5 protein-coding genes are annotated in these 14,490 nt (G+C 68.3%); all 5 read right to left on the minus strand.

What is annotated here, in order from left to right; genetic code table 11:
* Positions 1-82 precede the first annotated feature (82 nt).
* On the minus strand, positions 83-1,393 hold the full coding sequence (locus tag AYJ57_RS07235) for a GumC family protein (RefSeq protein ID WP_066103215.1): 1,311 nt from the start codon (positions 1,391-1,393) through the stop codon (positions 83-85).
* 221 nt (positions 1,394-1,614) lie between these two features.
* Positions 1,615-2,271, minus strand: coding sequence for a 4'-phosphopantetheinyl transferase family protein (locus AYJ57_RS07240; RefSeq protein WP_066103218.1), 657 nt, complete (start codon positions 2,269-2,271; stop codon positions 1,615-1,617).
* A gap of 1 nt (position 2,272) precedes the next feature.
* Positions 2,273-6,994, minus strand: coding sequence for a MupA/Atu3671 family FMN-dependent luciferase-like monooxygenase (locus tag AYJ57_RS07245; protein WP_066103221.1), 4,722 nt, complete (start codon positions 6,992-6,994; stop codon positions 2,273-2,275).
* Positions 6,995-6,999: 5 nt separating this feature from the next.
* Positions 7,000-8,025: a glycosyltransferase family 2 protein gene (locus AYJ57_RS07250; protein ID WP_066103223.1), complete on the minus strand. Its 1,026-nt coding sequence runs from the start codon at positions 8,023-8,025 to the stop codon at positions 7,000-7,002.
* Between the two features lie 8 nt (positions 8,026-8,033).
* On the minus strand, positions 8,034-14,438 hold the full coding sequence (locus AYJ57_RS07255; RefSeq protein WP_157374134.1) for a type I polyketide synthase: 6,405 nt from the start codon (positions 14,436-14,438) through the stop codon (positions 8,034-8,036).
* Between the last annotated feature and the right edge of the window lie 52 nt (positions 14,439-14,490).

A 14,490-nucleotide genomic window follows, 5' to 3' on the forward strand; every position in this document is an offset into this window, starting at 1 on the left:
TGCCAGCACTGACCCAACGAAAAAGAGCCGGGCGATCCCTCGCCCGGCTCTTTTCACATCCGAAAACTCAATCGTGGGCGGATCAGGCCCCGACGCGCGGCAGGAACCGCTCGATCAGCGGCAGCCGGTCGCCCAGCACGCGCAGGATGCCAAAGATCAGCGCCGCCAAGGCCAGCAGCAGCGCCACGATCCCCAGCCCCTTGCGGCGGCGGTCGCGGCGGGTCTTCACCGGCGGGATCGCCACCACAGGCTGCACGCCCAGCACCCGCTCCATCTGGCTGGCGGTGCGCAGCGCGGGGTTCATCATCTCGGCGACAAAGCCGGTGATCAGCCCGGCAAAGAGGCTGGCAATGGCACCCACGGCCACCAGCTTGCGGCGGCTCTGCGAGGCCGCGACCTCGGGCACCAGCGCCGTTTCCAGCACTTCGAAACGGTCCGACTGCTGACGATCCTCGAGCATCTGGCCCATCTCGGCATCCGCCTTGCGGCGGGTGATGACGCTGTATTGGTCCTGCAGTTGGGTGCGCTCGCGCTCCAGCCCGTTGAGCGTACGCTCGACCTCGGGGGCGCGGCGGATGGTGTCCTCAAGCGAGGCGATGCGCGCGGTGATCAGCTGCTTCTGCTCTTGCAGCAGGGCCAGCTGACGGGTCAGCACATCTTCGCGCTGCCGCGAGGAATTGGCGTCGAGCGCAACGATGTCCCGGTCGAGATCGAGCTTGTTGTCCTCAAGCGTCGCCAGTTGGTCCCGCATCGCGGCAAGGCCCGACGGCAGCGCCTCGGAGTTCTTCTGCTTGAAGTCGGCAATACGGGCGTCCATCGCCTCGATCTGCGTCTCGACCCGCGCTTCTTCAGCCTCGAAGAAGGCCAGCGCGTCGCGGGCACGCGTCTCACTGCGGTTGCGCGACTGGTCGATCACCGACTGCATCAGCTCATTGGCCAGATCGGCGGCCTTCTGCGGATCATCGAGACGCACAGTGATCATCAGCCCCGACGGCATGCGCGGCTGGCCATAGGCCGGGTTGCCCGACTGGATCTCTTCGATCGTGGCGGCCTTGCGCATGTTAAACACGCGCTCGTTCACCGTCATATTGGGGATGTTGCTGAACAGGTTATGCTTTTCCATGATCCGCACGAGGTTGTCGCGCGACATGATCCGCTGCTCGATCAGCTGCACCCGGCGCGAGGCATCCTCGGACACGGTGGCGGGGTTGGTCGTGGTGGGCGCGACCTGCGCGTCTTCGATCTGAACTACTGCCGTCGCCTCATAAAGCTTGGGCTGATTCAGCGCGAAGAACACGGAAATCCCGGTGCCCAGAACGAACACCAGAAAGATCAGGCCGAAGCGGCGGCGCAGTGCGGACAACACTTCGTCAAACGATTGGAACTGGTTCATAAACTACACTCCCGCAAAGCGCCCCCGCTGTGCTCGAAAAGCGGTGCCCCGCGCTGGCAGAAACAAACAAGGGCCAGCGGCAAAGACGCCTCTTTCACGTCACAAATTACCGAAGATGCCCCGTTTATGCCACGTTTATTCGGGGCGTTTTGGGAAACACTTCGTGTCCAGAACCGGGATCACGAACACATTTAGGTCATAAAGCGAGGGATTTCCGCGCATCAGCGGTGCGAAACGGCGCATACGGACAGAATGAGGCCCAATTCGGCGATCTGAAGCATTGGAAATAGGGTGCCGCGCCCTAGCCCCATTTCCGCCACCATTCGCATCCGAGGATCAGGAAGCAGCGATTCCATCGCCTCAAATCCGAACAGGCTGCGGGTCAGCGGGTATTGCGCCTTATAGGCGGCTTCCTTAGCGCTGAAGATCCGCACCCCAGCGCGTTCGAAAGGCAGCGGGCTGAGGCGGGAAAGCTCCGGCACGCTGGCGATCGCCGGAATGAGCCGCGGCTCCATCGGCGCATCAAGTTCGAGGTCGATGCCAAGCGCGCGCCAGTCTTGCGCCCGCGCCGCCATCGCAAGGCAGATGCCCCCGGCATGGGTGATGCTGGCCACCACCCCGCCCGGCCAGACCGGCGCGCGGTCCTCGGCCTTGGGGATCGCCAGATCCGGCAGGCCAAGCTGGCGCAGGGCCGCCCGCGCCGCGAGCCTTCCCCCGGCGAACTCCGCCCGTCTGGCGGGCACCGCGCGGGACATCGCCTCGCGCTCGACGGGGTAAAGCTCCGACAGATCTTCGGTCGGCTCCGAGACCGCCCAGACCACCCCCTCGGGCAGCGCCACGCGGGTCAGAAGGTCGCGAAGATCGGCGGCCCCGGCCATCTCAGGCGCTGCGCCGCGCGCGCATCTCGCGCCGCCGGGCCATCGCGTCGGACCGCGCGCGGGCGCGTTCGTTCATCGGCTGTGCCGGAGCCGCATCGCTGGCCGTCTCGGCGACGGGCTCGGGCGCAACCGCTTTCGCCGCCGCAGGCGCCGGGGCTGCGACCCTCGGGCGCGGCGCTTTGCCCGAGCCGGAACCGGTGCCCGAGCCGGAGCCAAGACCGGCGACACGCCCGGCCAGATCCTCCAGCACCGGGAAGCGGAAGATATCGGTGATCGACAGCCCCCGCGCGCCCAGATCGTCGCGGATCGCGCGATGCGCCTGAACCGCCAGCAGCGAATGGCCGCCCAGCTCGAAGAAATTGTCGCGCCCCGAAATCCCCTGCACGCCCAGCACCGCCTGCCAGATCTCGGCAATCGCGGCCTGCACCTTGCCGGTATCGGCGGCACTGGCTTGATCGGGCGCGGCACTGGCTGCCGCAGGCTGCGCGGGCGCGGGCGCGGCCGGACGCGGCGCGGCCACAGGCTTGCGCGCCACCGGCGCGGGCAGCGCCTTGCGGTCGACCTTCTTGTTCGGGGTCAGCGGGAAGCTCTCCAGCGCGACGAAATGCGCCGGCACCATGAAGGCAGGCAACCCCTTGCCCATCTCGGCCCGCAGCGCCGCGTCGTTCACCGGCGCGGGCGCGGTGTAATAGCCCACCAGCCGCAGATCGCCGGGCGTATCTTCGCGCGCGACCACCACGGCCTGCGCGATGCCCGGCTGCGCCTCCATGACCGCCTCGATCTCGCCAAGCTCGATCCGGTAGCCGCGCAGCTTCACCTGGTTGTCGACGCGCCCGATAAAGTCGATCCGCCCGTCCATGCGCCGCCGCACCAGATCGCCGGTGCGGTACATGCGGCCTGCGTGGAACGGGTTGGACACGAAGCGCTCGGCGGTGAGTTCCTCGCGGTCCCAATAGCCGCGCGTCACACCCTCGCCGCCGATCCACAACTCGCCGGGCACACCCACGCCCACCGGCTGCTGCGCCTCATCCAGCACGTAAAGCTGCTGGTTCGCCAGCGGCAGGCCGATGTTCACCACACCCTCGGCGGCGCGCGCATCCTCGGTCGAGGACCAGATCGTCGTCTCGGTGGGCCCGTACATATTGGTCACCGAAGCGTCGGTGATCCGCCCGAACTCCTCGACCAGCGCGCCGGGCAGCGGCTCGCCGCCAAGGAACAGATGATCCACCTTCGACAGCGCAAAGCGCGCCTCGTCGTTCATCGCGATCATCCGCGCCATCGAGGGCGTGCACTGCATATGGGTGACCCCATGGCGCAGAATCTGCGCGGCGATCGAGAAATCATCCTCGGCCAGTTCCGGCGCCACATTCGCCCGCTTCACCACCTCGGCCAGCGGCTTCAGCCCCTCCAGCACCCTATCCACGGGGATGCCATAGTCGATCAGGCAGGCGATCTCGCCCACGCCGATGCGTTTGAGCTGCTCGGTCCGTTCCAGCGCGTCCTCGACCGTGCCGAAGAGCCCGCTTTCGTTGAAATACCGCTCGAAGGCGAAATCCAGAATGGCCTCAAGGTCGTCCGGCTCCAGAATGTCGAGGTCCAGATCGAAGGCGTTGTTCACCCCTTTCGGGCGTTTGAACGCCGGGAAGGCCCATGCGTATTGCTTGATCAGCGCCGCCGCCGACCGCAGGTATTCGCGCATCGGGCCGCGGGCGATCTCGCGCGCCTCGTCACGGGTGTCTGCAACAAAGCTGTGCAGCATCAGCGTGACGGTGAAATCCTTCGGATCGCGCCCGGCCTCGCGCAGCGCCGCATGGTAGAGACGGATCATCTCGGCCACATCGTCGATGCTCTGGCCCAGCAGGTGGGTCAGCACGTTGCAGCCATGGGTGCCCGCATCCTTCCACGTCTGCGGGTTGCCGGCGACGGTCAGCCAGAGCGGCAGGTCTTTCGACACCGGGCGCGGCTGGGTCACTACGTCGAACATCGAGCCATCCTTGCGCGGGAACGGCACGGGCTTGCCGGACCACAGATCCCGAATTTGGGAAATATTCTCGATCACGGCGCGTTTGTTGTCCGGCGGCGTGTTTTCGGGCCGCAGCACGAAGTCATCGGGCTGCCAGCCCGAGGCCAGCGCCAGCCCTGCCCGGCCGTTGGTCAGATTGTCGATCACCGCCCATTCCTCGGTGATCCGCGCCGGGTGGTGCAGCGGCGAGACGACCGACCCTGAACGCACGGCCAAATTCTCGGTCACTGCCGCCACCGCAGCGCCGGTCACCGAGGGGTTGGGATAGGGCCCGCCGAAGGCGTGGAAATGCCGCTCGGGCGTCCAGACCGCGCAGAACCCGTGCTTGTCGCCGAACTTCGCGCCCTCCAGCAGCAGCCGGTATTTGTCACGACCGACGCCATCGTCATTGCCCCAATAGTAGAGCGAGAACTCCATGCGCTGGTCCGACAGCGGCATCGGCCCGTTCGAGATCAGCCCGCGATCCTCGTCCGAGGTCAGCACCACCTTGAAGCCGCGCGCCAGCGTGTAGAACAGCTCCAGCACCGAGATGTCGAAGCTGAGGCTGGTCACGGCGAGCCATGTCCCCGCGGGGACATGCGGTACCACCGCGTCCATGCCGGTGAAGAAGTTCACCACGTTGCGCTGTTCGACCATCACCCCCTTGGGCGTGCCGGTCGAGCCGCTGGTGTAGATCAGATAAGCGATATCCTCGGGCGCGCTGGTCGTCTCGGGGCGCGCGGCGGGGGCCTGCGCCAGCCGCGGATCGGCGTCGAGCAGCAGCAGATCCGCGCCATGTTCGGGCAGCGTTTCCGCCAGCGCCGATTGCGTGACGATCACCGGGGCGCGGCTGTCCGAGATATAGTGCTGCAGCCGGTCCGCCGGATAGGCGGGATCGAGCGGCAGATAGGCCCCGCCCGCCTTGAGGATCGCCAGCGCGCCGACAAGCAGATCGACCGACCGGCGGGTACAGAGCCCCGCCACGACGCCCGGCCCCACCCCCATGCCCTGCAGCACATGCGCCGCGCGGTTGGCCCGCGCGTCAAGGTCGGCGTAGCTCAGGCTCTGCCCCTCAAAGACCAGCGCGACGGCCTCGGGGCTGCGCGCCACCTGCGCCTCAAAGGCGCTCTGCATGGTCAGGCTGCGGTCATGCTCCACCCCGGTGGCGTTCCACAGGTCCACCACCATGGCGCGCTCGGCCTCGGGCAGCACCGGCAGTGATGCAGGCTGCGCGCCTTGGGCCAGTTGCGCGGCGATCAGTTCCAGCCGCGCGGCGATCAGTTCGGCCTGCGCCGGTCTGATCCGCCCGGTGTCCGCATGCAGCAGCGCGCCGCCCGCCGTCTCCTCAACAGTCAGCACGGTGCCGGGGATCATCCCGCCCGCAAGGCTCAGCCCCAGATGCGGCACCTGCGGGGCCCCGGTCAGTTCCGGCGCGCGGGCGGGCAGGTCTTTTGCGAGCCCCTTGCGCTTGCGCGCCTCGGCGATGGCCTCGGCCATCTGCGCCTGCAGCGCCGCCGCATCGCCGCTGGCCTCGACCCGCAGCGGCACCCAAGGCAGGATGATGCCGCTCAGCGCGAGGCTGTTCAGCATGATGCCCGAGACGGCGATGTCGCAGGCCCCATGCTCGTCATGCCGCGCGGCAAAGGTCGCGACGGTGGCAGCCAGATCGGCCTCGCCCAGCGACAGCGGGCGGCTGGTGATCTCGCCCGACGCCTTGCCCAGCCCCGGCATCTCGAAAGGCCGCAGCGTCGCGAGCTTGCCGCGCCAATGCGCCTCATGCGGCGCGACGGTGCGGATCGCGGTGTCGATGCGGGCGCGGTCCTCGGCGGGTAGCGCCTGCATCGTGCCGCCCGGCGTGCCGACCAGCGCCACGGGGGCCAAAGCCCCGCAGGGATAAGAGAAATGCGCCAGCCGCAGCGCGCCACTGCCGCAGGCCACGGTCAGATGGTCGTCGGTGGCCTCGAGGATCTCGCCCGGCGCGCCGCGCCCTTCGATCCCCTTGGCCGTGCCGACGTTCCAGAAAGCCCCGTTCGAAAACACCTTGGGCATCGACAGCGGGTTGAAATACCCGCCGTGATCCAGCGCCCGCACCAGCCGCGCCAGATCGGTGGCGGGCTTGGTGAAATCCAGCAGACCATGCCCCGCAGGCCGGTCGGCCAGCGCGTGATAGCTGCGCAGCGACAGATCCTGCAGCACCCGCTTCAGCCCGTGTGCAAGCTGTTCGATCACCGCGTCGAAACTGTCGATCCCGGCCTCGAAGGCCTTTGCGTTCAGCGTCAGCGCCGTGTCGCTGGCCGAGATGTCGAAGCCGCGCGCGGCAAGGATATCGCCCTCGTCGACGCCGCCCTCGATCATGTGCCAACTGATGCCGTGGCGGGTCTCGCCCTCGATCAGCGCCCAGACCGGCGCGTTGAGCCCGGCGTGGCGCGGCAGCGGACCATCATGGAAGTTCACCGCGCCCTTGGCTGGCAGCGCCAGAACAGCGGCGGGAATAATGTCCAGATTAGAGATCGACAGCAGATAGTCGAAACCGCGCGGCAGGCGGGCCTCCAGCCCGGCACCGGGGGCGACGGTCGCCAGCCCAGCGGCCTGCGCCCATGCCGTGATCTCGGGATTGCGGGTCACCACGGCTTTGATCTCGTGCCCGGCCTGCAGCAGCTTGGCGCCGCAATGCACCAGCAGGGATTCATTGCCGATCACGACAGAGGAAAACTTGGCCATCACGTTCACTCCACTTTCGCCGCTCTGCGGGCTGTCCCCGCGGGGACGGCGCGGGCCGGTCCGGGCCGGACCAGTGCCTTTAGGTCATGCCACGCGAGGTCGCGCAGGAAATGCGGCGGATCGACCCGCGGTTTGCGCTGCAGCACCCGGCGCAGCCGCCACATGAGCCCGCCCGCCAGATGCGCCAGCGTCGCCGCCGCCGCATAGCCGCGCCCGCGGGTCTTGGAAAAATAGTGCCAACGGCTGTCGAGCCAGAAACCGGGAATCCGCGACCAGCGCTTCATCCCCGTGGAGACCGAGCCGATGTGCATCACCTCGCTGCCGCGCACGTAGTGGGTTGCGTGTCCGGCGCGGGCGGCGCGCAGACAAAGCTCGGTTTCCTCGAAGTAGAGGAAGAAGGCCTCGTCAAAGAGGCCGATCTGATCCAGCACGCTTTGCCGCATCATGATCGAGGCCCCGGCCAGCCAGTCCACCGCCTGTGTCCCCGCGGGGACAGGCATCGGCACCACCTTGCGCCGCAGCAGCCGCGAGACCGGGCCAAAGCGGATGGCGCCTTCGAACTCGGAGGCGATCGACGGGAAGCGGAAGGCGGTCATATGCGCCGCGCCATCCTCGCCATGGATGTAGCTGCCGGCAAAGCCCGCCTCGGGATGCGCCTCGAGATGCGCCAGCAGCGCGCGGATCGCCTCTGGCGCGGGGAAGGCATCGGAGTTCAGCAGATAGACGTAGTCGGGGCGGCTGCCATCGCTCAGGCCAGCGCGGATGCCGATATTATTGCCCGCGCCGAAGCCGCCGTTGCGCTCCGAGCGGATCAGCCGCAGCGGCGCGCCCTGCGCCCAGGTTTCGGTATCGAGCGCCTGCTTCATCACCTCGTAAGATCCGTCGCCGCTGTCGTTGTCGACGATCACAAGCTCGGCCCGCAGCCCGTCCATCGCGCGCAGCGCCGCACGCACCGAGCGCAGGGTCATCTGCGGCGTGCGGTAGTTGAGCGAGACGATGAGGACGCTAGGCAGGTCAGACAGGTTGGACATGGGTGGCCCTACTCCGCCGCATGGGGGCTGGCGAAGGGCAGCACGGCACTGCCGAGGTGGCCCGCTTCGGCCTCGGCGATGGCCTGCCGCATCTGCGCCGCCAGCACCCGCACATTGGGCTCCAGCACCATGGAATCATGGTCGCCCGGCACTTCATGCACCGCCACATGCGGCACGAACTGCCGCCAGTCGTTGTCCTCCAGCACATAGGCGCGTTCAGAGTTCACCATGCGGCCGCCGCCGACCCGCCATTTGCCGACCAGCGGCGGGCGGTAGAGCACGAGGTTGCCCTGCCACGGCCGCACCTCATAGCGCGCCACGGCGGCAAGGAAGGCGGCCTCGATCTCGGCATTGTGGAAGGCGTGCTGGGTGGCGGTCTCTGCGCTGGTGCGGCGCTTGGCGATCTCCCAGCGGATGCGGTTGCGGGCCCAGATCAGCGGGTAAAGCGCGCCCTTGGCCCTGGCCTCCTGCCATTGGATGCGCAGCCGGTCGGCGCGCTCCAGCGGGCGGCGCGTGGGCAGCGGCGTGTCGAGCAGGACGCAGAGCGAGACCTCCTCGCCCATCGCTTCAAGCTGGCGGGCGATCTCATAGGCGGTGATGCCGCCGCCAGAGAAGCCGCCGACCATATAGGGGCCTTCGGGCTGCACCTGCCGCATCTCGGCGATATAGTCGCGGGCCGTCGCTTCGATGCTGTCATGCGGGGCCTCGCCGCCGTAAAGCCCCTTGGCCTGCAGGCCATAGAACGGACGGTCTGCGCCCAGCAGATGCGCGAGGTGGCGCAGGTTGAGCACATTGCCGAACATCCCCGCCACGAGGAAGAAGGGCGTGCGCGGCCCGCCCTCGCCGTTGTGCATCGGCACCAGATGGGTGAAGCGGCGCTCGGGCGCGGCGGGTTTTGTCGCGCTCGTGTCGCCCATATCGCCGCTGTGCCCGGTCTGCGCGGCGATGAGCGCGGCGCATGTGCGGATCGTCGGCGCCTCGAACAGCACGGAGATCGGGAAATCGACGCGGAAGGCCTTTTTGACCATGGCAAAGAGCCGCACGGCGATCAGGCTGTGGCCGCCGAGGTCAAAGAAACTGTCTTCGGCCCCGACGTTCTGCACGCCCAGCAGATCCTCCCAGAAGCCCGCCAGCGTGCGCTCGATCTCGCCCTCGGGCGCGACGAAATCGCCGTCGAGCTGCGGGCGGTCGAACTTCTGACCCTCGGCCTTTTCGGCGGTCGAAGCGGCGGTCTGCCGGGTCAGCTGATCCAGATCCATCGACGAGACCACCACCTGCGGCAGCCCAAGCTGCAGCGCGCGGGCAAAGGCCTCGACCCCTTCGGCGGGCAGGATGCCCTGGCTGAGGTTGTGGGCGAGCCGTTCCTCGGCGGCAGAGAGCGGCTGCGCGGCGCTGCCCTCGTCAACCTCAAGCTCGGCGGCGGTGAGCCGCGGCGGGCTCTGCAGCAGATCGGGCGAAGCGAGGCGGCGGATCGTGAAGCCCGAGATTTCCATCAGCACGGCGCCATCGGGGGCGCAGAGCGTGACGTCGAAACTGGCGGTCTCGGCCTCGGCGCGGTTGCCTGCGGCATTGCGCACCCACGAGACGATGCGATCCGGCAGTGGCGCGTGCACGCGGACGCGGGCGTAAGAGACGGGCACCCACAGATGCGTGGGCTGCCAGCCCTCGATCAGCTCCATCGCCCAGCCGGTGGCGATGTCCAGCAGCGCCGGATGCAGCAGGCAGCCGTCCTGCGCCGCCTCGGGCGCAAGCGACAGCTCGGCGATGCCCTCGCCCTGCCCCAGCGCACGCGCGTCCAGCACCTTCCAACGCGGCCCGAAGTCAAGCTGCACCTCCTGCGCGGCCACCAGCTTGCTGCCCTGAGGCGCGCGCATCGGCGCGGCGCAGCGGGCGCGGATGGCCGAAAGATCAAGCAGTGCCGGGCGCGCCATGGGCAGCAGCGCCAGCGTGGCCTGCGCGGTGAGCGCAAAGCCGCGGCGCCCGCCCAGCGTGGCATCGGCCAGCACTTCGAAGCCATAGCCTTCGTCCTTGCGGGTCAGGCGCAGGCGCATGTCCCGGCTGCCGCCCTCGCTCACCCGCAGCGGGCGCAGGAACGACAGGTCGCGAATCTCGAAAGGCTGTTCCTCGCGCTGCGCCTTCAGCGCGTGGGCGGCAAGGGTCAGATAGCCGGTGCCGGGCAGCAGCGCGTTCCCGGCGCGGGTGCGGTGCTCGTCGATGATCCAGTCATCGGCAGAGAGCGTGCTGGTGAAGAGACGGTTGCCATGGGCGTCGAAGGTGGCATCGCCCAGCAGCGGCAGGCCGGTGGGCTCGACCGGCGGCTCGGGCAGATCGCCGCTGCGCGCGGCCACCGCCTCGGCGGCCATGCCGACCTCGTTCCAGATGCCCCAATTGATCGCGGTGACCCGGGTCTTGCCCCCGGCGCGGGCCTCGGCGAAGGCGTTGAGATAGGCGTTGGCGGCGACGTAATCCACCTGCCCTGCGGGCGCGGTGACGGTGGAGGACGACGAGAACAGCACCATCCAGTCGCAGGCACCATCGGGGAAGACCTCGCCCAGCACCTGCGTGCCGTGGATCTTTGGCGTGAAGACATCCTCGACCGAGGCGGACGTCTTGGTCAGCAGCGGCGCGTCGTCGATGACCCCGGCGCCGTGGATGACCCCGGTGATCCGGCCAAAGCGCGCCTCGGCGGCCTCGCGCACCGCCTGCAGTTGCGCGCGGTTGCAGACGTCGGCGGCGATGACCAAGACCTCGGCCCCGGCCTCTTCCAGCGCCTGCACCGCGCGGATGCGGCGGGCGAGCGGATCCTGCGGCGCGTGGCGGGCGAGGTAGTCGGGCCAGTCCGCGCGCGCGGGCAGCGCACGGCGGGCGACGAGCACCAGCTTGGCGCCATGTTGGGCGAAGGCCATGCCCAGCGACAGGCCAATGCCGCCGAAACCGCCGGTGAGCAGATAGGTGCCCGGCCCCGGCTGCGGCGCACCTTCCGGCAGCGGCACCGGCTTCATGGCGCATTCGAAACGGCGTCCGCCGCGCAGCGCGGCGCTGGCATCCTTGGGCTCGGCCAGCAGATCCTCGAGCACCAGATCGGTCAGCTGCGTGAAGGCGGCCTCGCGCGCCGCCTCGGCCTTGCGGCGGGTCAGCAGCCCGCCCTGCGCGGGCTCTGGCAGCATCAGATCCAGCGTCAGCGCGCTCACCCCCGGCAGTTCGCGCGGAATGACGCGGGCGGGGCCGGCGATGGTCGCCTTGCCGGGATGCACGAAGGCCTCGTCCCGCAGCTTCGCCGCGCCGGTGGTCAGCACCGTCAGCGGCAGCGGGCGCGGCAGGTTTTCCTCGGCGATGGCCTGCGCGAGAAAGAGCAGCGAATAGAACCCCTGCTCCTGCACCCGGTGAAAGAAGCTGGAGCCGGGGCGATGCCTCTCGCCCTCGGTGACCAGCCAGAAATGCGCGATGCGGGTCGGCACATGGCCGCGCAGGGACAGGTCCTGCAGCAGCAGATCATAGCCCTCGCGCCCGCGCTCGGGCGGCAGGATATAAGAGCGGTCGGACAGGCGCGTGAAGGCATCGCCGGGGCGCACCTCGATCACCTCATGCCCGGCGGCGCTGAGACGCGCGGCGCAGCGGGCGGCGAGCCCGGCCTCGTCCATGAACATCAGCCAGACCTGCGGCTCTGCACTGGCGAGGTCGTCGGTCACATCGACCGGCGTCTCGGCGGCGCGCGGCCGCCAATGCGGTGCCCAGCCCCAGCCCGAGATGTCATCGCTGCGCATCAGGAACTGCGGCGCGCTGGCGGTCTGCGCCTTGCCCGGCGCGATGAAATAGGGCGCGCGCTGGAAGGCATAGCTGGGCAGCACCACGCGATTGCGGCGGGCATCGCCCCAGACCTGACCCCAGTCGATCTCTGCGCCCAGCGCCCACAGGCGGCCCAGCACTTCGAACATGAACCTGTCGTCGCCGATCTGCTCGTCAGGATGGCGCAGCGAGCTCAGCACCTGCTGACCCGGCACATCGGGATGCTGGCGGGCCAGCGACGACAGCGCCTTGCCCGGTCCGACCTCGAGGAAGACACGGTTCTGCGTCTCGGCCAGCGTGGCGACACAGTCGGCGAAAAGGACGGTGCCGCGCAGATGCTCGACCCAATAATCGGGGCTGGTGGCCTCTGCGTCGGTCATCCACGCGCCGCTGCGGTTCGAGGTCAGCGGGATCTGCGGCGGGCTGAGGTCGATGGAGCGCAGATAGGCGCGGAACTGATCAAGGATCGGCTCGAGCATGCGGCTGTGCGCGGCGATGTCGATGGCGATGCGCTGGCAGTCGATGCCCTCTGCTTTCAGTCTCTGTTCAAGGGATTTCAGAGCCTCTGCGGGGCCAGAGGCCACCGACAGCTCGGGCGCGTTGACCGCACCGAGATCGAGATCATCCCCAAGATAGCCCTGCAGCTTTTCCGCCGGAAGGCTGACCGAGAGCATGCCGCCCGCGGGCACCGTGTCAAAGAGCCGCCCGCGCAGATGCACGAGGCCGATGCAATCTTCAAAGCTCATCACCCCGGCGATACAGGCGGCGGTGTTCTCGCCCATGGAATGGCCCGAGAGCGCGGCGGGGGTGATGCCCCAGCTGATCCAGAGCTTGGCCAGCGCCACCTCGCAGATCAGAATGAGCGGCAGCTGCAGCGATGGCTTTTTCAGCGCCTCATCGGCGGCGGCTTTGGCGTCGGGCTTGGGCAGCCAGAGCGCGCGGATGTCAGCATCGGTGATCTCGGCAAGCGCGGTCAGGCCGCGATCCATCCAATCGGCGAAAACAGGCTCTGTTTCGTAAAGATCGCGCGCCATCCCGGCGTATTGCGCACCGCCGCCGGGGAACAGGAAGGCCACGTCGGGGCGATCAAGCACGCTATGCGAATGCACGCGGCGGGGGCTGTCTTCTTCGAGCAGGCGCGCCGCTTCTTCATGGTTTTCAGCGACGACGATACGGCGCTTTTCAAAGGCGCGGCGGCCCTCTTTGAGCGTGAAGGCCACATCGGCGAGCGGCTGCTCGGGGTGGGCGCGCAGATGCGCGGCGAGGCGTTTCGCGTTCTCGTCCAGCGCCGCCTTGCTGCGCCCCGAAAGCGTGAGGATCTGGAACGGCCAGTCGCTGGCTTCGGACGCGGGGCGCAGCGGCGCCTCTTCCAGCACCACATGCGCATTGGTGCCGCCGACGCCCAGCGAGTTGACCCCGGCGCGGCGCGGATGGTCGCTGCGCTGCCATGCGGTGAGCCTGTCGTTCACCACAAAGGGAGAGTTTTCGAAATCGATGGCCGGGTTGGGAGCCTCGAAGCCCAGCGAGGGCGGCATCTGCCCGTGATGCAGCGCCAGCGAGGTCTTGATCAGGCTCGCCACACCGGCGGCGGTGTCGAGATGGCCGATGTTGGTTTTGACCGAACCGATGCGGCAATGGCCCTGTTTAGAGCCGCTTTCCGAGAAGGCCTGCGTCAGCGCGGCCACCTCGATGGGATCGCCCAGATAGGTGCCGGTGCCGTGGCATTCGACATACTCCACCGTGTCGGCACTGATGCCCGCCACGGCCTGCGCCTCGGCGATGGCTTGGGCCTGACCGTCCACCGACGGCGCCAGATAGCCCGCCTTGCCCGCGCCGTCGTTGTTGATGGCAGAGCCTTTGATCACCGCCCAGATGTGATCGCCGTCCCGCTGCGCATCGGCCAGACGGCGCAGCACCACCACCCCGGCGCCAGAGCCAAAGACCGTGCCCTGCGCGCGGTGGTCGAAGGCGTGGCATTCGCCGTCGGGCGAGAGGATCTCGTTCTCGCGGTAGAGATAGCCGCGCATCTGCGGCAGTTCGATCGTCACCCCGCCCGCCAGCGCCATGTCGCATTCGCCGTTGAGCAGCGCCTGCACGGCGAAATGGGTGGCGACAAGCGAGGTGGAACAGGCGGTCTGCACATTGACCGAGGGCCCGTGCAGATCGAGCACATAGCTGAGGCGGGTGGTCAGGAAGTCCTTGTCGTTGCCGGTATGGCGCAGCAGGAACATGCCGGTGCTGTCGACCAGATCGGGGTTCGAGCACAGGTTGACGTAGAAATAGCTGCCCATGCCGACGCCGCCGAAGACGCCGACCGGCCCTTCGAAATTCTCGGGCACGTGACCGGCGCTTTCCAGCGCCTCCCATGCAGTTTCAAGGAACTGCCGGTGCTGCGGATCCATGATCGCCGCGTCTTTGGGGGCAAAGCCAAAGAACTCGGCGTCAAACATCTCGAAACCGTCGAGCGGCGCGCCGAAGGGCACATAGTCGCGGTGGCGCAGCAGACCCGGATCCTCGCCCGCGGCGCGCAGTTCCTCTTCGGTGAAGCGGCGGATGGAACGGCGGCCTTCGCGCAGGTTGTCCCAATAGGCGGCAATGTCGGCGGCCCCGGGAAGATGCGCGGCCATGCCGACAATGGCGATGTCCGTCTCGGCGCCGGGGTTGGCCGAGGTCCGTGCA

This window comes from Salipiger sp. CCB-MM3 (assembly GCF_001687105.1).
Taxonomy (GTDB): domain Bacteria; phylum Pseudomonadota; class Alphaproteobacteria; order Rhodobacterales; family Rhodobacteraceae; genus Salipiger.